Below are 23567 nucleotides of genomic sequence, written 5' to 3'. Positions count from 1 at the left end.
TTGTAGTTTTTTCTACCTTTGCATCACTTCAAACAACGAAGGATAATTCAAATAAAGAATTAGGATTCCGTAGCTCAGCTGGTAGAGCAATACACTTTTAATGTATGGGTCCTGGGTTCGAATCCCAGCGGGATCACTGAAAAGGCGCTAATTTAGCGCCTTTTTTCGTTAATAATCTTTTAATCAGTCGATTAAAAAGATTTCTGTGTCAATCTGTATTTATTCAAATCTTCCTATTCGGTGGGTTGCTAGGTGTCCAAACCTATTGCCTATTTTTATTCTGATAATGTAAAGTGATGTTGGCTTAAAGGTCAGTTTTTGAACCTTTAAAATGTTGTGGTATGAAATTACATTCAGGTATGCGTGTGCTTCCTTTTTTGCACAAAAGTAAATCCCGTGATGTTGATGGTAAATCGCCAGTTGTTATACGGATAACAATTTGTGGTCTTCGAAGAGAAGTACATATAGGCGAGTTTATAAGTGTCGAAAATTGGGATGTTAAGGAAAAAACAGTTTCAAAAGTTGAACCGAATTACCGACAAATCAATTCCAAAATATTTGCAACAGTAGGAATTTTAGAAGGCATTTATCAACAATTATTAACAGAAAAAAAAGAGGCTACCTCTCTTTTAGTAAAACAATACTATGAAAACCTATATAGCGCAAAAGAAAATTTTGACGTAAAACAGAGCAATAAAGATGGTGGATCACAATTACTCTTAAATCAAAAGTTAACTGATTACACGTTCTATTCTGGGAGTGTACTTGCCTCTCCCATATCAGAAAATGCTAATACTTCTGAGCATTTAAAGCAAGAAAACGAAAACCTAATTAGTAGAGTTTCGCACTTAGAGAACAAAATCGAAAACCTTGTAGATACTGTAAAGGAATTACTTAAAAGTGATAATAAAGCTAAGATAATAGATGAAGATGATACCGAGGGTCTTGATCCAGAAATTGTAAAAACCATAGCGAAAAACAAAAATCTGATTAGCTGTTATAATGCCTTCATAGAAAAATTTAAGCTGCTTGTAGATAACGGTAATAGATCTGATGGAACTTACCGGCAGCACAAAACTACTCGTAATAAGATTTCTGAATTTTTAAAGACAAAATATGAACTGGATGATATAAAGTTTAAAAACATAATGCCTACTCTCGCTGAAGAGTTTTATGATTTTCTAACCTTAGAGGCAGATAGTATACTAAGTGACGTAACTGCAAAAAAGCATGTTAAGAAATTAAAGCAGGTTGTCCAAATAGCTGTTAAAAAGCAAGTAATTCCAACTTCTCCGATCAGTCATTTTGTATGCGGTGGTGAAAGTAAAATTGTTATTCCGTTAGAGTTGTCTCAAATAGATAAAATATGCAATACAGACTTTAAGAGCAATCGCTTAAACGAGGTCAGGGATGCTTATATTGCCCAAATTTTCACGGGCTTTGCTTACCAGGATCTATACAATTTAACAGAAGAAAATATTGTAAAGGTCGGGCAGAAAGGAGAAAGATGGTTACAAAAACATAGAGGAAAAACAAATGTCCTTGAAGTTGTACCGATACTCCCAATAGTCGAAAATCTGATAGAAAAGTATAAAGCACATAATTGCAGAAAAGTTTTAGGGCAACTCGTGCCAGTAAACAGTAATGCTAAATACAATGAATATCTGAAGGAAATTGGAACACTCTGTGGCATAGAAAACGAAATGAACACTCACCTTGCCCGTCATACATTTGCAGATTTAATGCTTAATATGGGTATGCCATTGGAAGATGTAAGCAAAATGCTTGGGCATAAAAGCATACGCACAACACAGCGGTATTGTCGAGTGAACAAAGGAAGGATAGCGAAGAATATTGCTCCTATTAAGAATACACTATTCAATATAAATGGTCAATTAAATCTTGATGCAGTTGATAATTATGCGGTCACTGAGACCGCATAATTCAATCAAATCAAAGGAAATTTCATTTGTCCATTATCCGCAAAGGAATAGTAACTTTCATTCGTTATAATGATATGGTCATCAACATTTATTGTTAAAATATTACCACCATCGACTATTTTTTTTGTCAAATCAATATCGGCTAAGCTCGCCGCAAGTGTTCCGCTGGGATGGTTGTGCGCCAGAATTAGCGAAGCGGCATTCATTTTTAGTGCCATCATAAAAATTACTTTTACATCAACCTGAACATGAGAAACACCGCCCGTACAAACATCAAATACACCTAATACCTTTCTCCCCCGATTAAGAAGTAATATTTTGAACTGTTCTACAAACTCAATCTTGTCTAAATCCCAATACTCCTTCAAAATTTTAGCAGCATCTATTGATGATTTAACAGTTGGTCTATCTATAGCTTTAACTTTGGTCTTATAGACTAAATCCACCTCTGCTACTTTTAATAGATTATCATTTTTTTTAGCACTCATAACGAATTATTTTAATAAAAATTAATTATGGTGCATCCACATGATATCGGCATTTGATGCAAAAAAAATCCGTGTAAATGTTTGAGGTGTGCGGTTGGGTTGTGTTTAAGGCGGATTTTTATTGAAGCAAAGATTGCAGATATCATATCTTAGTGCCTTAATTAATTCGCTTATTAAATCATTCCTTTGTAATCATCATGTGTTCTAATTCGGGGTTATTCATTATTCGGTGCAGTTCAAAATTAATCAGCTCTTCAATATCTTTTTTGATCTCTACATAGTTTCTCTGTACCATATCGGTAGTAACTTGCCGGATAAGCGGTAGTGGTTTATAATTCTTTTCTTCCTCTGCAATAGCATTGTAATCGTTTATTATTTCAGCATGAAAAGCTTTAAGAGCAATCTTTTGATCCGGTGTATCGGCTACCATTCCCACGAATTCACCACTAGATAATGCTGCAATTTTAGAAGCTGGAACAGCCGCTTCCAATTGCTTGGATTTACTGATCGACGTATCATTTCGGTTGATCGATAAGCTTTGTCTGTCCTGCATAATACGACCGATGCGATCAGAAATCAGTTTCGCTGTATCTCCTGTAACTTGTCCTGAAATTATATTACCGACGATTCCAACGATAACATCAGCTTGTTCTTTTCCATAGTCCTTACGTAGCTGTGAAAGATCCTGAATACCTAAAGTTGTACAGACTTTATTACTTCGTGCTGTTGCTATTAAATTATCTACACCACTCAAATAGATTGTCGGAAATTCATCAAAGATTAGTGAAGATTTTAGGTTTCCTTTCTGATTAACAAGCTTAATCAAACGATTAGCATATAGAGACAATACCGCTCCATACGTTTGAACTTTTAACGGATTATTACCAATGCACAGCAACTTTGGTTCTTGCTTATTATTAATATCCAAAGTAAAATCGTTGCCACTCAAAACATAATATAGCTGTGGTGAAGACAACCTAGAAAGAACAATTTTGGCTGATGCAATCTGACCTTCGAGTTGCTCAACTGCACCATTTAAGAACGCATTTACAAAAGGATTTATAAAAACTTCTATTTCAGGTTCGGTACGTAATACACTAAAGAGTTTTTCATATTCGACCTGCATTAGTTCCAGCACGTGTGGTAAGGTACAGTACTGTCCATCCTGATACTTACGCAAAAACCAGATTAATGCCGTGAGAAAATTGATTGGGCTTTCTACAAAAAAATCCCCTTGCTTGGTTATAAATTGTTTATTCAACCCCAGTAAAATAGTTCTTGCGCTCTCTGCTGCATCAGTTATATCCAGCATGTTTGTAGGGTCTAACGGATTACATCGATTACTGTGCGAAAGGTTGTCAAAATCGATAAAATAGCACTTTGTGTTTTTAGGGTATTTGTCTTTATTCTTCAGGAAGTGGTTGTATACAATAATCGATAAATCCGGATATTTAAAATCATAGCAGAAGACCGTAAACCCCTTTGCAATATGCTGCGCTATAATATGTCGTATCACAAAAAAACTCTTCCCTGCACCTGGCGTTCCTACCACCAACACGCCTCTTTGAGGTGAAGTTACGTTGATGAAACTTTTTCTTTTCTTATTCTTCAACTGGTATTGTGCTGATAGATTGAAAGAAAATTCATTCACTAAAAGTCGTTCTTCCTGTGGGAAAGTCTCATTTTCTTCGTTAAATATATCATCGGCAAGGTGATCATTAATCACTCTTGAAAGGTATGTAACCCCTGTTAAGTACAATATAAAACCGATTGATGTAATAGTAACATATAGTAAGACCAACGACGATATACCCATCGTTGAGCTCCAGACAAAATAGCTGATAAAATAGAGCAAAAGCCCTGATCCAATGTAGATGCAGGCATTCTTAACCGTCATCTTCTCGCTCTTTTTTCCCCGGCTACCCATTAATGAAATGGACAATAATACTAAGGTAATCAACTTCGATCTATGAAAGCTTTTAAACAGCCCCGTAGCTTCAATGTTCATCAAAATCTGGTTTGAAAACTTTGAAATCCAGCCCAGTTCCCTAAAGAAAATGTAATTGAAATAGTAAAAATGGAGCAAAAGGATAGCTATTGCTATCCACCTTGTCATATCTATAATTTTTCTTAAAGCCTGTTGATTTTCTCCTGTGTCCGCCATATCATTATCTCCCTTCTTAATCCGTACGCTTCCTTTTTTTCTTCTTTTTCTTCCCCGAAAATGCCCTGACCACATAATCATTACTCTGCTCCACCTTTAAAAGCTGTTCTAAAGTTGATCCAGCATCAATAGGAGTAGCAGGAACATTTTGATCCTTATTGACGACCATGTTATCAGGTTTAGCTTCAGATTTTATAAATTGTCTATTATCAGTTTTCTGATCAATACGCTGACTTTCTTTTTCTTTTTTAAACAAGGCACTAACGACATTGGCACTGTAGGCTTTTCCCAGAGTACTACCATTCCAAACAGTTTTCGTTAACATATCTACGTAGGTTATCCCATAAATTCGCCCGTCTTTATTTTCTCTAAATACGACCTGAATACCATTCTTTTTAAGCAGGTCAGCAAAGTGATTTTTGTTGCTAATAGTATTGCTTTTTAAAACTAAATCCAGTTTTCCAACGACCGATTTCCTTTGTTTCTGCCTATCCAGATCATTGCGAAAATATCTCGTTTCAATATCCTTCATCTTTGCACCGATAGCGAATTGACTAGCCTTGATAGCGATCCCAATTGGTTCTCCATCTGGTGATATTGGTTGATAAACCAATCCCCCATTGCGGTAAATCCTTGAACTTTCACTGCCTCGACTTGCACGGATATTGTATAGGGAAAGCACCGCATTCAACTCATGTAAAGAAGTATATTTATATTTTGGCAACACATGTTTGATAATGTTTTCGATCTGCCGTTTTGTAGGTACACCACCATACAGAAGCTTTTGCGCCTGCTCATCCTCTTGCTTTAGTTCTTTTTTTTCCTCGGCAATGACCAATCCGTATTTCTTTTCAATAGCTTTACGAGCAGGTTCAGACTTTAGCTTACCAATAAAATTGGTATCAATAGGATGACCATTTTCATCAATTTTTACGGATACAATATGGACGTGTGGATGTCCGGCATCATTATGTTCGTAAAGTAAATACGGTTGATTTCCAAAGCCGATTGCATCCATGTATTCCTGTGAAATCTGCTTTAAAATTTCATGATTTAACAGCTCACCTTTGGCAAAATTTAAACTTATATGTATAGCGTTGTGGCGAATGTTGGATGCTCCTTCGCATCTTCTCAGCAACATATTGAGCCGTTGCGTTTCACTCATTTCATCATGCCTCAATGGATAATTTACAGCTGATAATAATATTGCCGAACCTTGTTTTACCTTATTTTCATTGTAGTAAAAAGTCCTTGTAATAGACTTTCCACTTCTTATTCTTGCAACCATTTTTCAGCACTTTTAGCTATGAAAGCTTTTATTTCATCAATGCATATAAATAATTCAACCCTTTGTTTTTCGTATAATTTTAACCAGAGTTTTACCTCTGCAACGGAAGTGGACAAGTGCAGTCTATGCAGCATCTGATTATAGTTATTACCAATTCCGTTAAGGTCTTTCTGTAATTTTGTGAGTACTGTAATGATTTCGTTCAGGCTTTCATCTCTTGTGCGTGCAATAAGAGGTTTGTTGAACATGATCTTACGCACATAGTTACTTATGTACTTCTCGGTCGTCCTCAATTGCATGTTTTGCAACTGTAGCAGTTCATCTTCATCGATGCGGATATGCAACCATTTGTTTTTATTTTTAACTTCTTTCTTCATCACTATATCTTTTACACATTAAAATTTCAAACCATTTTAAGCGATACGACTTCGGAGTAAATTCGCCAATGTATCACGAGAGGACATCTTGCCGTTTCCGGATGTAACAGGGAAACGGAAGGAACTAGAGTGCTTATTTTATTCTATTTTTAAAAGCTCTTTTTATTGAGACACTATTACGTTTCAATTGCTGTAGATAATCATTTATATCATTATGATCTGTATAGAGGTTACTTCGATCAATGATCCTATTTGATTTTTTAAGTGCAAGCTGAGTGAGGCGTTTTCCTACGTTATCGTTATTTAAATAGAGGTTAATTCTTTTATAGGTTTTTAAGGTCTCTATGGTTTTCATAAAGAAGGATAAGGAATTTAAGATAATAGTGTCGTAAGATGAATGATCGTTTTTCAATTCAAGGAAAGACAAGTAATCAATAAAGCCTTCAAAGATTTGCGTTGTATCACTACCTGCTTTAAAAGTTGTAATTCCTTTTGGCGAAGAACTTCCTTTAAAAAACTTGTTTCGAAGCTCCCAACCACCAAGATCATTTCCAAAGCCAACTGCGAAATATTGTTTGTCATACATGGTGAAATGTACTTCTCGACAATACTTTTTAGCTAGTGAAAATGAAACGGCTCGGCTTTCAATGTAATTTTTAGAAGGATAAGATAAGTTTGTGACATTTTGTATTTTAATGATAGGCTCTACAACTTCTGTTGTACTAGTGGGAATATCGTTTCTTCTAGCAAGATTTTTTCTGGCTATAATACGTAAAGCATCCGAAACGTTGACCCCTGAATACTTTACAACAAAATCTATTGTATTACCACCTAAACCTTCTCCGAAATCGTACCACCGATTTGTTTTCCGATTGATCTTAAAAGACGGCGTTCTTTCTTTCCGGAATGGCGAATGATACCAGTAGTATTTATTAACTATTTTAGCAGGATTATAACCTAAAGAACCTAGTAACTCAACCAGATCAACCCCACGTGCATCTGCACAATTCAAATTCTCTCTATCCATAACCTCACAATTTTACCCTACACAAAGAAGAGTGATACAAAATTATTAGCTTTTTAGGCAAACAGGCTCTGTTGTTCAATTTCTAAATATGTGACGGACAATTGTTTTAAATAGTTTTGTCAAAAAGGAAATGAAAATGGAAAATGCAAACTTAAAAATGGTTTATGAGACATTGCTTGCTGCGCCAGGCATGGCAGAAGTGGTAAAGGTTGATTTACGGGTTAGTCGTAAGCTTGCCTTATTCTTGGTGACAGCTATTGAAAAAGGGCTAGTGGTTAAAGATGGTTCTAATGACCTTCTCTCTATTTCAAAAGATGTATCACATGAAGAGATGAAAGAAATCATAAGTAGTGTACTGGATAAGACAGGTCTTACGAGCATGCACGACAAGTTAAAATTCTTGACAAAATGAATAAGGTTGGACAGTGTCGTCCAACCTTTAATTCAATCATTTGAGCACAATAGACTAGAGGATAGCTGCGGCATCGACAATTATTCTTTTCATTCTTTTGTTTTGACCTCTATCATATATGCTAACCCATTTTTCACGAAGTTTTAGAATATATTTTAGATCATTAAGAGAAATACTTCCTATTACCTTGTACATATTAAAAACGGGGTTAATGTGAGACAACTCCATTCCCGAACTATCAAAATGATAACGACCTATTTTCAAACAGAAATGCGAGTATGCAAATATGTCTTTTCGCTTACGTCTCCTTATATTTTCAATGTTATCTAAATGTTTGCCCTTTGTGATGACGATATCATCTTTGTCATACAAACAAATGATGTCAGACCGATAACCTTTTGATTGTAGAATTTTTTGTAGATAGTATACAAAGAAACCGCATCCACCATTGTTTAGAAATTCTATTTCAGATATGCGATCAAGTAGACGTAAATGAAGTGATAAAATCTGTGTAGCATTCATTTTAGCATGTTTGTTCATAATTCAAATTTTAAATCCTATCAATCGTTAATCTGATTAATAGAAATCGTTTACGATTAAATTTGAACTTGCCTCACATCTCAATGATGGCCGCACAAAGGTTTTTGACAAAAAATACTACCCGCAGGGTGGAGAATTTTTGTCAAAACTATTGCATGACCTTTTTGCGCCAGAATTGCAATGTATTTTTGTGAGGATTTAATGGGAAGGATTTCTAATTATATGAATATGATTTTTCGTAAATTGTGCAAAGAACTAATACTATTAAAAACTTATTGTATGAAAATAGCTCTATTAGAACCAGATATATCAAAATGGGATGTATACCGGAACATGCTCAAAGATATTAGTGAAGGAAATGATTTAATTTTCTTCTCATCTGGACATCAGTTAATCGATTTTGTTAAACAAAATTTGGTGGGTAACAAAAATCATGTTGATATCATTATTTCTGAATTTATTTTGCAGGACAGAGCGTTTACAGATATCTTAGAAATTATAAGAAATAGTCAATCAACATTTTCAGCAGGGAACTTTAAGGTCAGTTCAATTCCTGTAGTACTATTTACCGAAAAAAATCCTCAAACCGAATATGAGAAACTGGATGTAGATTTGATTATTGACAAATCTTCAAAGGACGATAGTGATAAACTAGCAGAGAAATTAAAATCCTTGAACAAATCTTGGAGAATGCAGATTTTTGATGACCTAGAAGTTTTAGGGATTGGAATTGACTATGATTTTTCGAAGATTGATGTTGGATATACTGTTAAAGTAAAATCAGATAACACCAAAGTTCTTTCATCAGCGTTTGTTCTTAACCAGTCTAAACTTCCCTACCTCTGGTTAAGTAAAAATTTTTTTGAGCAGGAACAGGCTATAGACGAATTGGATGTATTGGTTAACCAGTATATGGATCTCACACGTGATAAGCTATACAGAAAGCAATGGGAAAGTCAATTACAAGATTTTTTCGAAAGAAACCCCAAATTTATATTTAGTGATACATATGCTGATTTCTGGTCAGAACCTAGACTTTATTACCAAAATTCCACAAAACATATAAAGCCAGATTTTGTCACTGAACCAATCATTTCACCTGAACTCGGCAAGAACTGGCATATTTATGATTTGAAGCTTCCCATACAAGAATTTTTACAACAATCTGATTTTCATAAGACCTTTACCCATAGGTTCGAAAAATGTCTAACACAGATCTCTGATTATAAGAAGTATTTTCAGAATGATGCACACAAAGAGAATATCGAGAAAGTTTTAAAGTTTCACCCTAAAAATCCTAAGCTTACTTTGGTGGTAGGTAGACGGAACACCTTACTTGAAAATCAAGACAAGCTTTTTGAAAGAATGCAAGAAAGGAACTATGCTGAAATAAATCTGTTAACCTACGATGAAATATTGGATCATCAGAAAAGGGCTATTGAGCGATTAATGAATGATAAACTATTTTAGAGTTTCCAAACAAAGAACCATATAACATAATGGAAAATATAAGTAAAGCGAATAAAGCATCTCAGGCTTTTATAAACGCAGGCGTTGAATTTGAAAGTATTGAACGTATCCTATTGTATTTAAGGGTTAGCAATTCTTTAATTAACGAAGACATTTTGAAATCTGTTAAAAAGCTCACTGAATTTAACAGCAAATTGGAGCTTTCATATGAGCTTGATGCTAAAAGAGAAGAGGATTTTTTAAAAGTTAATCACTACGAAAGAATGCTTTCAATAATGATGTATATAAGATTAATAGATAACTTCGAAAGCTATTTTAAAGATATTTTATCCGAAATTGTGTTTAAGAACCCGAAAGTACTAAGCTCAAATGAAACGGAAAAATTGGATTTCATTTTATCTTTTGATGACTATCCTAGTTTGATAAAGGAAATTGCTAGTAAGAGAATTGAAGCACTGTTCTATCAAAATATAGATAACATCCAAAAATTCTTCAAAGAACGAGTTGGAATTCAGATATTTAAGGAGAAGGCAGATGATATCAACCTTTTAATTAAGCAAAGGAACTTAGCGGTTCACAATAGAAGTAAAATCACAAAAGAATTTATAAGACTATTTCCTAATAAAGAATTTGTTGAGGGAATGGTTTTGAAATTCGATTTTGCTTACATAGAACGCCTTATTCCGGCTCTATACAAAATCATAAACGAATTAGATTATGAGATTTGCGCAAAGTTTGATTTGAAAGAAGTTGAATATTAATGCGTTAATTGTCTATATTTTATTTATCACATTTAGAATATCCTCGAATAAATGGGTGAGCCAGAACTTCAAAATAAAATTGCTACACTTTCTTCCCTAAAAGAGAAATTCGAAGTGTGGTCAGCTCATAATGACGTTTTAACCGCTCATGGGCACGCCTTAGTTTTTGACAAAGACGGTAGAATTGTTGAAAAGTTATACTGTCCATGCAACCAATGCCAAGAAAAAGATGATTTCAAGCAGCGAGAACAGCTTTTTTTAAATAAATATAGTGAAAGCTTCTTCGAATTATCAGATAAACTTAACAAGGCTAGCACATATTCTGAGCGTTTAAATTTATGGATTAAGAGATTTGGGATCAACTACTGCATTTCCTATTCTTTTGAGAATACTCTTTTAACAGTATTACCAAAGGAAAAAAGCGAAATACAGGTCTATAATACAGCTCAATATAATTTATGGAGAGATTACTATTTCACCAATCAGAAGGAAACCAGATATACACAGACTGATTTCAATTCCAGATTAAAAAAGCTAAATAACCAATTGGCTTTATCTCCTTTCAAAGATACCATTTGGTCAAATACGATACGTGAGTTGGAAGATCATTTTAAGAATGACGTTAACGATGAAACAAAACAGTTTTTCTATGATCTGATAAATGGAAAGCCAAAAGCATTCGATGAGAAACCTTTCGAGCTTTCAGAACTGGTGAACTATATCAATGCAAACGAAGCTTATCAATTTTTATGTTACTTACACAATAAAGGAATAATGATAAAAGAAGCATTTTTAAGCCACACCTCTGAGGTGTTGGCTGAAACACAGTCAGGAATGACTTGGGGGCAGATTGTTAAATTTTTTATTGCTAAGGCAGTAAAGTTTAACATTGACATTCCCTACACTGATAAAAATTTTCTAAATCTGGTTGATAAAAATGGAAAAAAATTAGCTAATAAACGTACAGCATTCTTTGAAAACCTCAAAGCATTTTCGCCACAGCAGCAATTTGATATTATTAATGAGCTTTGCGACACTCGTAGTGATATTCCAGGGGCATTGGAATTGAAACAAACATTGGTGACCCAGTATAAACAGTTTCGGTCTACTTCACCATTTGAAAGTAGCGTGGAGCAGATCGAAGAAGTTAAGACCTTACTCGGAGATTATCCTGCTGCTGAAACTTTATACAAATCTGGCATAGAAAAAGTTGAAAATGGCATATATGAAAGAAATGCGATTGATGATTTACGCCTAAGTTTAGAAGTGTTAGTTAAAGAAATTTTAGTCAACGAAAAATCATTGGAAAATCAACAAGGGGAATTGAAAAAGTTTTTGGCATCAAAAGGCGTAGTTCCAGAAATTGCAAATCTTCTTTGGGTGAATATAGATCATATTACAAAATATAATAACAGGTATGTTAAACATAATGATAATGTTGGCAAAATAGACAGTGAAATGATCTTAGATCTTACAACTACTGTTATCAAACAAACAATTAAAGTCTGCCAATAGCAGAAAAACAGGTATCGGGAACTTGACCGATACCTGTTTTTATCAGGACGTTCTATAGAACATATTACCCTTCCACCATTTCAGACAACAACTTATCAATTTGAGCCATCCTATCGTTAAATCTCTCCGCTCGATTATCAGCTATTTCCTTTTGACTTTTTTCAATGCGCCCAAGATCCAGTTTCGCTTCTTTGGCAATTTGATACAAAGAATCTGAAAAACTATTATTTGGAAGCTTACTTTGTGAATTGCTAACTAATGCCATTCGGGTTAGAAAGCAGAATTCATCATCGTTAAGTTTTGACAAACTTTTATTCAAATCATCTTGCTGATCGGGGTTTGGAAATAAAACAGAGTTCACAAAATTACGCACTGCATAATCCAAACTGTTATAAACAATTAAACGAACAGCGGTTTGATCAGCAATAACAGATTTACAATTTTTACTTTCTCCAAATACCTCAGAGAACAGTGTATAAATATTCAACTTCACTTTTTCTTTATCTATTTCCTTAGCCCGGTTTTCCTTTATGGTCAAACGTTGTTTCTCCCGTTCCAACAATTCCGGAGTAGCTTCTCCTTGCTTTATTGCATCTTGCACTTGTTTAGCTGTAACTCCAATTTTATCGCAATTTGAAAAATTAAAATATTGATGTTTTATAGACCAATCATCAATAAAATAGGCTAATAAAATCTTACCAGCTTGCAGATCACTTTCAAACTCATCCATTTCCGCATGATACTCTACAAGAGCAGTTGTGTATGCTTCTTCATCCAAGATTTCATTATCAATAAAATCCCTTTGTTTGGGATGTACTGGTTTTTCAACTCTGTTAATCTTTTCACTGCCATATTTTTTCAACACAGCTAGATCAGCAAAATTGTTTATGACTTCATCCATTTCAATTGAATAATTATAGCTTGTCAAAATAGCTACAGGATTTGGATGTTTGCTTTTCATTAATTTTTGTATTCTGTTACTCAAATGCGTTTGACACTTTTTTCTAAAGCATTCCTTTTTAGAGCAAACGCTATCTGTTGCTTCCTCCGGAAAAAGGGAACCTAACGTAGCTGAATTAAATGGGCAACTGGTACATGCATCAACATCACTAATCAGATATTCATCTTTGGTATTAAATGGTGCATTACAAAGCTTATATTGGTATTGAGAAATTTTGTAGTCGAAAGAATAAATTATGAACCCTTTATTTTTCCAGTCTTTGCAATAGGCATCAAAAAATTCCATTTGGGAACTTTGTTCAAGACCGCCTAGCGTTATTGCTTCTTTGAATGATATTTTGTTTGCCCTAAACATCTCCTGCATTGACAGAATTAATTGAGCAAGCCGCAATCTATTATAAACATAGGCTTTGCTTTTTCCTATCCGATTTGCTGCTTCTTCGATAGTCTGACCTTTATCGAGTAGATACTTTATTACCAAAGCTTCGTCCATTGGGTGTGGGTTTTCCCTTTGGATGTTCTCTACGAGTTGAATTTCTTTTACCTCATCATCAGTCAAGGGTCTGATCACAGCAGGGATTGTTTTAAGATTAGCCAATACAGCAGCTCTGTATCGTCTCTCACCTGTCACCAATTCATATTTTCCATCTTTGCCAGGTCTAACAAGGATTGGTGAGATCACCCCGTGTAGGGCAATCTCTTTCGCAAAGTCAGCTAACGCTTCTTTATCCATACTTTTTCTATAATTCAGATTACCGATAGCAATATCCGAAAGAACAATGTTCATGTACTCTTTTTGGGTTTGTTTGATAGTAGTATTCATAATACTTAGTTTTAATGTTTATAATGATGTTGTTTATTGGAATTTTTTGAATGTCTTATCACTTACGTAGCCATTTCGTTTAATGCCCATCAACCATGTATTTGCGAAAGAAGCTTGTTCACTTTGTATCACTTTGCGGTACTTAGTGGCCTTGCCATCTACAACAATTACACTTTCATGATATATTCCAAGATTAGCCTGCACATACAAAATTGGAAAGATGGCAAGTAGATTCAGGTCTTTAACCTTTTCTGTCCGATCATCTATTACGATGAAACACATTTCGGGATCTTGCATCAGATCACCATTTTGAATATAGAAATGACACAAACTGTAAATCTTACCAACACCAAAAGCAGTTTCTATGCCTTCCGCAAGTTTTTCAATTGTAAGAGGCATAAAAGGACTATTTGAATCTTTGTCGTTGGGATAATCAAACCTTATATTCATATATTGTTTTCCTTGCATCATATCCAATAGTTCTGCAAAAACTTCATTCGCTTTTTTATTTAGTTTTTTCATAGTAAATATTATTTAGCGTTAACAATTTTTTTATTTTTGTCGCTATCGCTGTTGATAATGGAACTACCATATTTTCCTCTTATCTCATCCAGCGACTTTCTACCACCTCTACTCACTTTGAACAGCTCGCTCCTGTAGTACCAAGCCTCTTTTTTTGATGCGAAATAAAAACCAGCTTCTTTTAATTGCTGTCGCACAGGTTTTGTCTTACCAGTAACCCATATCCAGTGCGCCACCAATTCAATAATTATATCAGGCAGGTTGATTATCTTTTCTATTACCTCCCGATATTCATGTGAATAGTTCATTTCTCTATCTGTTTCTTCTGCTGAGGAATATTGACCACTTATTATTTTTGCAGATATATAAGCGTACTCCTTATTTATTTCCTGCATTGTAGCTGTGTTTCCTCCTTTATCAGGGTGATTTTCAAAAGCTAGCTTCCGATAAAGCTTTCTAACTTCTTCCAATGTGTTACAATCTTTAAAATACTTCATAACATTAAAAATTTAAGATGAACCTTCTGCCTTGCTTTTATCGCAAAAGGGAAAGTCCTAACACCCAAAGCCTGCACACTGGAACAAAAAAAGGAAGCGGAATAAATGGTGGGTATGTGCGTTGGCAAAACGCCACGCAAAAAATCAAAACTAAAAAGACGTGGCGTGTGTTTATGCCGAACACTTTTTTTTTACAAGATGTGCTTGCTTTACTTTCGCGCCCCCTTTAGTAGATAAGACAAGGTAGTATTAGTTGGAAACTTTCAAAGTAGCCGATCCTATGTAAGGAATAAATTTATAAGATAAACACCTGTTTATCTTATGGATAGAAGTTTACGATGTAGCAAATTCTAACTACATTCCGTTGACATTATGGTTTTCAATTTGAATAATTATATATTTCATTCACTAAAAACGAAATTGTTATGAATAGAGAAGCAATTACTGGTCTTTTAACCTTAATTAACAACACTGAGGAACTCAATTTCTTACCATCCAATTGGAGTGGTGAAAAATTTCAACACAAAAAAACTATTAAAAAGCTTAAGAAGTACTATTTATATTTTAAGATACAAAAAGCAATTAACGACCTTACAACTGGCATTTCAGTTCCTATTAACGAAGGTGATAGAGACAGAGTAAAAGTCAACCTAAGTGTTGACCAGATCGCTATAATGCTTAGATCATTAGTCGAGGCAGACGTATTTGATGATCCAAACCTTTCAAAAATTGCCAGGAGATTCGCTAGTTTTTTATCAAGCAGCAAAACAGATAAAATTTCGACAGAAAGTCTAAGAAGTAAATTCTACAATGTAGAAACAAAAGATAAGGAGATTGTTTTAGAAACTCTACGCAAAATGATAGCATCAATAAAAAGTATGTAATAATCACAGATATTTGCCTTTGATATCCTCAACTTTTTGCTTTACGAAATTGATGTCAAATTTGTTGTGCGTAAATTGCAGAGCCTTTTGATAGGTGTCAATTGCCAGTTTATGGTTTTGCAATTTTAAACACAGGTGAGCTTTAGTCGTATAGAAATAATAGGCTAACTTATCGTCGATTGATTGCTCAAATGAATCTAATTCAGATAAAATTAGATTTACATTTTTGACATTGCTTTCAGCAATCAATCGATTTAATTTCACTGTTAGGGAATCGGGTTTTAGAATTTCAAGTTGTCGGTACAAAAAAGAAATAGATTTCCAATCTGTTGATTGGTAAGATAGAGAAGAGCAATGTATCGATGATATCAACGCCTCTAAATAATAGGTTTCAATTTCTTCTGCTAAGTTATCTTTAGCTACATTTAAATAGTAAAAACCTTCGAAAATAAATGTGAAGTTCCATTTTTTACGATTTTGTTTTTCTAATGTCACCCAAGATTCCTTACTAACTCTAGCAGGGAAACGCGAAACGTTGAAGAACATTAAAGCCAGAAGCGAGTTTAATTTTGCATTACTAGGTATATAAGAATGTAATAATTTCGCCAATCTAATAGCTTCAAAACAAAGTTGTAATTGTATGTTGTGCAGATTTTTTGAGCTTTTGTAGCCAGCGTTAAAGAGTAGATATATGACTTGAATAGGTATGTCATAATTTTTGATCATATTCATATCAAAATTATCAAATCGTTCCGCATGTCTTTTAAAAGTTTCTTTATTTCTAAGAATCATCTTTTTCACACCTTCCAAATTTAGGAAAAGCGCAGCAGCAATTTCATTGTAACTAAAGCCACAAAGAAAGTAAAGTAGAAAAATTATTTTTTTCTTGTTTGAAACCTGCATAGACGAACAATGTATTAATAATTTTAATGCGCTTTCTTCTGCTTCATTTTCCTGTAGCTCAAATGAAGTGTAATATTCATAATGTAGGTTTGATATTTTTTTTCTCTTTAATTTGTTAAGCAGATTATTTTGAGCTACTTTAAATAACCAACCTGATGGATTGGTTGGTATTGAACCGAATTTCCATGTCCTGATCGCGCTTTCAAACGCATCCTGTACAGAATCCGTTATATCTTCGAAATACTCATAACCGAAACGCTTTGCCAATATGGAGACCATCTTTCCAGAATTATGTCTGAAAAGATGGTCAGTAAGTTTGTTTGAATCTAAACTATTCTGCATCAGTGTCTATGACCTCACGAATCTCTATCGTAGCCCCATTAGCAAGATCTGGGCATCCACGTGCTAGCTCTTTGGCTTGTTTCAAGTCTTTAGCTAGAATAAAGTAGTACCCACTGACACATTCTTTTGTTTCAATATAAGGACCGTCGGTTTCGGATTCTTGTTTTAAAACTGCGCCTGAGTTTCCATCCAACGGATTTGCCTCACGGAAGTGTCCTTTTTGTACCAGACCCTCCACCCATTTAATGTGGTTGTTGATGTCTTCTTGCATTTGCTCAACTGACATGTTGGAATAGTCCGCACTTTGCCTAATGAGTAATAAAAACTGTTTCATAATATCTTTATTTAAAATTAAAAACTATAGACAAGACAATTGCAATAACAAAATCGGGACATATTTAATTTTTTTTTAAATAAAGTTACAAAAAAGTCCCACCCAAATCAATGGATGGGACATAGCTTATGAAATCCTCCTGATTTTATGTAGATCAGTAAACTACTATTTGGTCTCCCTAGAAAGGGGTACCTCTTTTCTCTGATTACCAATTTTCATCCTTCTCTTATAGAACAAAAATGGTGCAGCAAAATAATGTTGAATAATCAATATTTCCAACTTTCATTGGAGAAAATGACTTTAATCAAAATCTTAATATACATTACCTAATATCTTATTCATAACTACTGGCAGCAAATAATCGATAATGTTATCACCGATTTTATACCCGTTGTTGATAAAATCATTTTCTTGTATCGACAAATTAATATGTTCAAAAAAATCAACAAGCAATTCGTTTGAAGAATAACCAGACCTGTTGTAATCAAACTCATAGATATAAAGGAATCTATAACGATCTATGTTTAGATTTTTAAGATAATATACCTCGAATTTTCCAGTGACAAAATCTGTTTCGAAATTTATCCTTATCGCAAGATCCTTTGCAATGTTTAGATTTCTCAAAGCAATCAATTATAATAGAAGAAAAAGAAGGTAGATGGTCTAATGAACATCTACCTTTAAGGGTGTCAAACAGCTAGTGACAACCGAAGATACTGATATGATACTAATCTTACCAAGATGGGAATGCGGTATTATCGTTTATCTTTATTTTATTGAGTTTAATCATGTAGAGATAATACAGATGCAATAAAAAAGCAGGACATAGAAATGCCCTGCTTTGTACAGCTCTTGTTGCAGCTGCAACTTACCTGTTTCTAACGGAGTCTGGAAAGATACCGTTACGCAAATCAACTTGAAGATTTTAAAGTTTGCAATGCACTTTTGTGAGATATGAAAAACCAAAAAAAACAAACAAAAGGAATCGCGCATAAAAAACCTTGCAAGTAATCATAAAAAAAGCTTTACTCACTGAATTAAGAAAATTAAAATCAAACGGAATATCATTTTGATATTCCGTTGATTTTACACACTTCGCATAAAACATGTGCGAAGAATTCAAAGATAAACTATTATTTGACCCTACAATCAACTTTAAAATAAGTTGACTTCAGTCAATTTGAAAAAAAAGCGGAATCTTAAAAGATTCCGCCTAAATATTCTAAGGAATATTTATCTACTGTAAAGAAGAAGTTCAGTGTAGTGAATAGATAAAAACTACAGATTCCCTCTAAAACTAATATCAAGAGCTAATAAAAATACCAAGCAAAATTTAACGATTAATTTCCTCACATTCATAAGTCAAATATGGAAAATCATTTATATAGACTAGATGTATTATCACATCTAATAGAGTTAAGATTCTCAGAGCAGTTGATAGATTAAACGGTTCTTCGAATGCAACTGTGAAGTGTCGCATTTTCTCACACTTAGGCGGCAAAAAATTTAATGATGATTTTTTACAGATATAATTCATTACAGTATCCAAAGCGGTGTTGTCAAAAAATTTGGTCTGGGCTACACAGATTTTCTGAAGTAGTAAAAAGAAAATTAGTATTTTAATGAATTTCATGATCGATTGTTGTTTTGATGAAGTCTATAATGCAGGCAGTAAGTATACTTTTAAATAGGCGGAAAAATTTATAAATGCTATTTTCCTGACTTTTGGACTGTGGCAAGCCATTTTGAACGCCTCCCATAGCTCCTCCTTTTCCAAGTGGTAAGATATTAGCTTTAAAGCTTCTTTTTCGGATAGCTCTAATTGAATAGTTTTGTTGGATCTATTACGAATTTCGTCTATTGGATAAAGGCAAAAAACCTGTTTTGCATCCAATAATAATTCGTTTAATCCTACTTGTAATTTGACCGTGTGATTATTTTGTTTTTCATGCCAAAAAACATCAATGATATTTGCTATATTATTGTAAGGTTCGATGCTCGATGGACAAGCATTAGTTTGTTGCGTTATCAATACATAGGTATTGGTCAAGTGCCTATATCTGCGTGCAATCATATGTTTTTGACAAACATAGTAGAAAAATTTAAATGCTGAGAAACCCATTAAAAGATATTGATTTTAATCAACCTTTCGTTGTTGAAAAATGTTGATGGTAATCAATTGGCTCACAATAGAAATAGTAATATTTTTAGATAATGAATTGCGTAGGTTTAGTTTTTGCTCATATTACCACTTCGTGGTATATTGCCGTTAGCGGTCTATTGGGTGGACTAGCCGGCGGATTATTTAGTTAGCATTATTCTTTCATTCTTAAAACAATTCTGAGCCTAAAGCGTATTTCTATTTCGATAAAACACCTTTTAGGCTCATTAGTATTAGTACTCTGCAACTCAAGTTTAGTTACCTTCATATCAGACCCTATTAAACAAAGCACATCCTTCCTCTCTTTTCATTATAACAAGCTTGGAGTTCACAGCGATCAACTTAAACTTCAACAGCGGAACCACAGTCGGTAAACTGGATTTAAACAGGAATTTCGAGCACAAAACATGTGCTTATGAAAAAGAATATCATTGATTTCATTAGTTACTCCTTTGTAGCATTGTTTGTTTTTGTAGCATTGAGCAAATTGTATATCTACAATGAATTTGTATCACAGATCAGATCACAGGTATTTCCGGATCAGTACACATTCGTGATTGTCTGGGGAATAATCCTGCTGCAACTTACCTTAGCTGCACTACTCTTATTCAATAAGACAAGATTATTAGGCTTATACCTCTCCACGTTTTTGCTGATCGCCTTCAATGTTTATATCCATCTTGTGATAAGTAATTTTTACGGCTACATGCCCTGCTCATGTGCTGGTATCAGCAAACATTTCTCTTGGTGGCGACAGCTTAACTTCAATTACTACTTTATTGTACTTGGCATCATCGGCATCATACTCAGTCACTGGAATAACTCCATTTTTGTGCAACGAAGATCAAAAGCCAACGGATAAAAATATTCATGAATACAGATTGAAGGCATCTGTCCAAAATGCTTTCTAATATTTTTTAACAACCTAAAATTTGAAACATGAAAAAGATCAAAATCGCCTTTACGGCAATAGCCTGTTCAGCTATTATAGGTACATCGATCGCTGGTGCTTTACCATTTGCACCAGGTGATCATTATCCTGATGCTACATCCAATACGCCAATTACTGGACAAAAAGGTGTAAATTGGGATTGTAATGAAGCATTCCCTGAGCAAACCTGCGCTTATCTTCAAGTTAGTGAAACTGAAAGAGTACCTATTTCAGGATTGTTTTATTTAAAATGATAAAATTCAAGGGTAGGATATTTTTCGGATCCTACCCTTTATGATATATCTTCATTAAATAAGCATATCGAACTAAACCTAGTATTTGACAATTTGATTGCAATCGTTACTTATTAATTGCGGCTTCAATAAAAGCTATCAATTCAGATTTTTCCATTTGTCTAATACCTTCCAATTGTAAATTTCTTCCCTGCTTATCTATAATTAAAGGATGTGGATACCCTCTAATTCTATAATGCTTAATGATATGGTGTCTACTACCCATCCCCATAGTATATAGATTAAGAACTTCATTACTGGTGTATTTCCCTGAATTTACACTCTCAATCCATTTCTCTCGATCAAGATCAATAGAGACCGTAATAAACTGAATGTTTGGATTATCTTTAAAATAATGTTCTATATTCTTTAGCTGTGTGTTATAATAAACAGCACACCATTGGCATCCTGTATACCAGAAATCAATGAAGATCACTTTACCTCTAAGGCTCTCCAATGTTACGATATTTCCGTTGGTATCTTCCAGTTTAAAGTTAAAGGCTGGTTCATTTATTTGGGGTCTGTTTTCTAAGCCAATTAATATTTTTTTATAAGATGGTGTTTTCACAAATTCATGTGTTTTTATGAGAAATTCTTGATGCTCATTGAGATATTTGATTCCCCATAGCAAAAAATCTACCATTAATTTTTCACGAAGCTTTCCTTTGAAATTCTTTTTATAGTAATAAAACAAGTCTTTCTCTTCGTCTGGAAGACCTATTTTGAATTCTACATCTAATCGTGCTTTAAGGTATAAATAGCTTAAAAATCGACCATCTGAAAATAACAGGTCTGTAGTTTTAAAATTGTAACTTTTCAATGGTACAAGATTTTCATTGTAAATATCTTTAAACTGCTTGTATTGGGAACTATCACTAACCAATCCATAGCTCTTCATTTTAAGGAAATTTTGATGCCTTTCGTGATATTCTTGCCCAATTAAATTAGCTTTCATTGTCCGGTATACTTGCTTAGGTAAATTCTTTTTCTCTTGTTCAAGCAATGCTAACCTTTCACTTAGATATAAATTTAAAGGGGCTTCGAAATATGTATTCAATTCATCAGCAAATGTGGAAAACTCTTTATTATTTAGCCTTTTAAAATCATCAATATAAGCTTGTTGTTTTTTCTTTAGATCTCCTATCTTTTGGACAATTATGTATTTGTTTGTGCTATTTCCTATAAAAGATAGGCTATCTGGATGTATTGTGATTGTGATTTGATCACCTTGTACAACTAAAAATAACTGTTCATGCAATTGCTTTTTAGTATTACTTTCACCAATGATTTGTAAATAGCCTGGTCTGTTCATTTTAGGAATATGCAAACGAAAATTCGGATCAGTTCCAGAAAATATTTTAGAAATGGAAATTGTCTGCGAGGGTGAGCCCATAAAGTAATCTTCCCAAAAATTTACTTGAATACTATCAAATTTTGATGGAATAAGATTTCGAAACTCAATATTGGCTCCTATGCTATCTATAACCGTATTACAATTACTGAATGCTTGGTGTTGAAATTGAATCGACAGCAAGACAATAATAATATATTTTATCATATTAATTTCTTTGATTTTGTTGAATACCTGATATATTGATTTCGTTTTGCGGAATCGGCAGTGCATAGTTTGGGCTATTTGCGGACAAAGTATATGTTTGTCCATCTATCGTACGACTTAATGTAGTTTCTCTGCCTGCTTCTTGGTTAAGCCTGCGTAAATCTAACCAACGAATACCCCTAAAAATCAATTCCTTTCTTCTTTCTGCGAGTACAATATTTATAGCAGTTTCTCTATCGTTTGCAGTTTGATCTGTGTACGTACTATTTCCGTTTCCATCTTTTTTATAGCGATACCGTAGTAGTCTGTTTATCTGCTCCATTGATTTTCCCAATTCATTATCTCGTGCGTAGCATTCAGCCAAATTGAGCATGACTTCATCAACTGCCAGCCCACTAAAGTGATATCTAGACCCATGTGTATATGATCCATTGGCGTAGTATGCATTTGGTAGGTTCGATCTGAAAAATGCAGGCTTTCTTAAATCATCTAAATGATAAAGTGATAAAAGATATTCATCAACCATCATATTTTGATCTATGCTTATGTTGTGTAAAAAAGAATAATATATTACTTCTGGGTTAGTTCTGGTGAATGGTGTAGAGGCTGTTAAGTTTAAAGTTTTAAAATCCAATAACTGATTATATATAAGTAAGCAATCTTCTGCATATTTACTTGCCATGTCGTACTTAGCCATACTAAGATAGATCCTAGAAAGTAGTGCTAGCACAGCAGGTTTGTTTGGACGGCTTCTATTATCAGAAATTTGGGTAGGAACTAGTTCTATCGCAGATAGCAAATCATTAAAAATTTGATCATAACATTCCTGTATTGTCGACCTTTTTGAAACTATAGATAGATCAGGAGATAAACGCAATGGAATGCCTAAATCACTTTGTGCCGTGTTCACATTATAAGGCATGGCAAAAGTCTGTACCGCATTAAAAAAAGCATAAGCACGGCTGAATAAAGCAGAGCCTTTTAGAAGGTTGTATTCATTATCATTAATTTTTTTTCTGTTAATCTCAATCCCTTCCAATACACAGTTAGCATAAAATATCTGTTGATAAACCCTATTCCAAAATGCACTGACATCATTTTCATAAATATCTTTTGCCCATATATAACTGTTTCTTGAGGTTGGTGACTGTGCTTTCCAAGTGGCTGTTTGATAATAATATTCGTCAGAAGATAAATGACCAAGTGGAAGAGTAAACTGCATAATATCCACATTGTCCAATAATGCCCAATAATCTGCTGCATATTGTGGTACTACCAATGATGTTCGAGGTTTTTCATTTAGAAAATCATCACTACAGGATAGCTGTAATAAAATTGTAATCGTTATAAGGTAAAGTTTAGCTTTCATAGTCA

Annotated in this window: 23 protein-coding genes and 1 tRNA gene; 9 read left to right on the top strand and 15 right to left on the bottom strand. The window is 33.9% G+C overall.

The window, feature by feature from the left end:
* Window positions 1-63 precede the first annotated feature (63 nt).
* Window positions 64-136: transfer RNA gene (locus CLV99_RS20715), tRNA-Lys, on the top strand.
* Window positions 137-341: 205 nt separating this feature from the next.
* Window positions 342-1943, top strand: coding sequence for a site-specific integrase (locus CLV99_RS20710; protein ID WP_133586422.1), 1602 nt, complete (start codon window positions 342-344; stop codon window positions 1941-1943).
* Between the two features lie 5 nt (window positions 1944-1948).
* Here CLV99_RS20710 and CLV99_RS20705 read toward each other — a convergent pair whose 3' ends face one another.
* From CLV99_RS20705 to CLV99_RS20685, 5 genes are all read right to left on the bottom strand, one after another.
* The gene (locus CLV99_RS20705; protein WP_133586421.1) at window positions 1949-2431 is read right to left on the bottom strand and encodes a JAB domain-containing protein; all 483 of its coding nucleotides are present in this window, start codon (window positions 2429-2431) and stop codon (window positions 1949-1951) included.
* A gap of 178 nt (window positions 2432-2609) precedes the next feature.
* Window positions 2610-4595 (bottom strand): conjugal transfer protein MobC, encoded by a 1986-nt coding sequence (mobC, locus tag CLV99_RS20700; protein ID WP_133586504.1) that lies wholly within the window; start codon window positions 4593-4595, stop codon window positions 2610-2612.
* A gap of 16 nt (window positions 4596-4611) precedes the next feature.
* On the bottom strand, window positions 4612-5883 hold the full coding sequence (locus tag CLV99_RS20695) for a relaxase/mobilization nuclease domain-containing protein (protein ID WP_133586420.1): 1272 nt from the start codon (window positions 5881-5883) through the stop codon (window positions 4612-4614).
* On the bottom strand, window positions 5868-6260 hold the full coding sequence (locus CLV99_RS20690) for a plasmid mobilization protein (protein WP_133586419.1): 393 nt from the start codon (window positions 6258-6260) through the stop codon (window positions 5868-5870). The genes CLV99_RS20695 and CLV99_RS20690 overlap by 16 nt, the downstream gene beginning before the upstream one ends.
* A gap of 133 nt (window positions 6261-6393) precedes the next feature.
* Window positions 6394-7287: a CHC2 zinc finger domain-containing protein gene (locus tag CLV99_RS20685; RefSeq protein WP_133586418.1), complete on the bottom strand. Its 894-nt coding sequence runs from the start codon at window positions 7285-7287 to the stop codon at window positions 6394-6396.
* Between the two features lie 136 nt (window positions 7288-7423).
* Here CLV99_RS20685 and CLV99_RS20680 point away from each other — a divergent pair, with 136 nt between their 5' ends.
* On the top strand, window positions 7424-7699 hold the full coding sequence (locus tag CLV99_RS20680; protein ID WP_133586417.1) for a hypothetical protein: 276 nt from the start codon (window positions 7424-7426) through the stop codon (window positions 7697-7699).
* A gap of 54 nt (window positions 7700-7753) precedes the next feature.
* On the opposite strand, the gene CLV99_RS20675 is transcribed toward CLV99_RS20680, so the two are convergent.
* The gene (locus CLV99_RS20675; RefSeq protein WP_133586416.1) at window positions 7754-8239 is read right to left on the bottom strand and encodes a hypothetical protein; all 486 of its coding nucleotides are present in this window, start codon (window positions 8237-8239) and stop codon (window positions 7754-7756) included.
* 279 nt (window positions 8240-8518) lie between these two features.
* Here CLV99_RS20675 and CLV99_RS20670 point away from each other — a divergent pair, with 279 nt between their 5' ends.
* The 3 genes from CLV99_RS20670 to CLV99_RS20660 are packed head-to-tail and all read left to right on the top strand — an operon-like array spanning window position 8519 to window position 11985.
* Window positions 8519-9709 (top strand): Shedu anti-phage system protein SduA domain-containing protein, encoded by a 1191-nt coding sequence (locus CLV99_RS20670; protein WP_162850180.1) that lies wholly within the window; start codon window positions 8519-8521, stop codon window positions 9707-9709.
* Window positions 9710-9738: 29 nt separating this feature from the next.
* The gene (locus tag CLV99_RS20665) at window positions 9739-10470 is read left to right on the top strand and encodes a hypothetical protein (RefSeq protein ID WP_133586414.1); all 732 of its coding nucleotides are present in this window, start codon (window positions 9739-9741) and stop codon (window positions 10468-10470) included.
* A gap of 51 nt (window positions 10471-10521) precedes the next feature.
* Window positions 10522-11985, top strand: coding sequence for a hypothetical protein (locus CLV99_RS20660; RefSeq protein ID WP_133586413.1), 1464 nt, complete (start codon window positions 10522-10524; stop codon window positions 11983-11985).
* 64 nt (window positions 11986-12049) lie between these two features.
* On the opposite strand, the gene CLV99_RS20655 is transcribed toward CLV99_RS20660, so the two are convergent.
* From CLV99_RS20655 to CLV99_RS20645, 3 genes are read right to left on the bottom strand one after another with little or no spacing between them, the layout of a single operon-like run.
* Window positions 12050-13768, bottom strand: a complete 1719-nt coding sequence (locus CLV99_RS20655) for a ParB/RepB/Spo0J family partition protein (RefSeq protein ID WP_133586412.1) — start codon at window positions 13766-13768, stop codon at window positions 12050-12052.
* Between the two features lie 33 nt (window positions 13769-13801).
* A complete protein-coding gene (locus CLV99_RS20650) occupies window positions 13802-14290 on the bottom strand; it encodes a DUF6908 domain-containing protein (RefSeq protein ID WP_133586411.1) in 489 nt (162 codons plus the stop codon).
* A gap of 8 nt (window positions 14291-14298) precedes the next feature.
* Window positions 14299-14787 (bottom strand): J domain-containing protein, encoded by a 489-nt coding sequence (locus tag CLV99_RS20645; protein WP_133586410.1) that lies wholly within the window; start codon window positions 14785-14787, stop codon window positions 14299-14301.
* A 425-nt stretch (window positions 14788-15212) separates the two neighbouring features.
* Between CLV99_RS20645 and CLV99_RS20640 the strand changes: the two genes are divergently transcribed.
* A complete protein-coding gene (locus CLV99_RS20640; protein ID WP_133586409.1) occupies window positions 15213-15671 on the top strand; it encodes a hypothetical protein in 459 nt (152 codons plus the stop codon).
* 3 nt (window positions 15672-15674) lie between these two features.
* On the opposite strand, the gene CLV99_RS20635 is transcribed toward CLV99_RS20640, so the two are convergent.
* From CLV99_RS20635 to CLV99_RS20620, 4 genes are all read right to left on the bottom strand, one after another.
* Complete coding sequence (locus CLV99_RS20635; protein ID WP_133586408.1) at window positions 15675-16916, bottom strand: RNA polymerase sigma factor; 1242 nt, start codon at window positions 16914-16916, stop codon at window positions 15675-15677.
* Entirely contained in the window at window positions 16906-17202 is a 297-nt protein-coding gene (locus CLV99_RS20630; RefSeq protein WP_211348594.1) for a YciI family protein, read from the bottom strand. Before CLV99_RS20630 ends, CLV99_RS20635 begins: the two co-directional genes overlap by 11 nt.
* A 360-nt stretch (window positions 17203-17562) precedes the next feature.
* Complete coding sequence (locus CLV99_RS20625; RefSeq protein ID WP_133586406.1) at window positions 17563-17874, bottom strand: hypothetical protein; 312 nt, start codon at window positions 17872-17874, stop codon at window positions 17563-17565.
* Window positions 17875-18907: 1033 nt separating this feature from the next.
* Window positions 18908-19324 carry a hypothetical protein gene (locus tag CLV99_RS20620; protein WP_133586405.1) on the bottom strand — a complete coding sequence of 139 codons (417 nt, stop codon included), beginning with the start codon at window positions 19322-19324 and terminating at the stop codon, window positions 18908-18910.
* Window positions 19325-19826: 502 nt separating this feature from the next.
* On the opposite strand from CLV99_RS20620, the gene CLV99_RS20615 reads away from it, so the two are divergent.
* Both CLV99_RS20615 and CLV99_RS20610 read left to right on the top strand, forming a co-directional pair.
* Window positions 19827-20273 carry a MauE/DoxX family redox-associated membrane protein gene (locus tag CLV99_RS20615; RefSeq protein ID WP_133586404.1) on the top strand — a complete coding sequence of 149 codons (447 nt, stop codon included), beginning with the start codon at window positions 19827-19829 and terminating at the stop codon, window positions 20271-20273.
* A 77-nt stretch (window positions 20274-20350) separates the two neighbouring features.
* Entirely contained in the window at window positions 20351-20596 is a 246-nt protein-coding gene (locus CLV99_RS20610; protein ID WP_133586403.1) for a hypothetical protein, read from the top strand.
* A 106-nt stretch (window positions 20597-20702) separates the two neighbouring features.
* On the opposite strand, the gene CLV99_RS20605 is transcribed toward CLV99_RS20610, so the two are convergent.
* Complete coding sequence (locus CLV99_RS20605) at window positions 20703-22193, bottom strand: TlpA family protein disulfide reductase (protein ID WP_162850179.1); 1491 nt, start codon at window positions 22191-22193, stop codon at window positions 20703-20705.
* A gap of 1 nt (window position 22194) precedes the next feature.
* Complete coding sequence (locus CLV99_RS20600; RefSeq protein WP_162850178.1) at window positions 22195-23562, bottom strand: RagB/SusD family nutrient uptake outer membrane protein; 1368 nt, start codon at window positions 23560-23562, stop codon at window positions 22195-22197.
* Window positions 23563-23567 lie beyond the last annotated feature (5 nt).

Origin of the sequence: Sphingobacterium yanglingense (assembly GCF_004363245.1) — a bacterium.
Lineage (GTDB): Bacteria > Bacteroidota > Bacteroidia > Sphingobacteriales > Sphingobacteriaceae > Sphingobacterium > Sphingobacterium yanglingense.
This window is presented reverse-complemented; position numbering and strand designations above follow the sequence as displayed.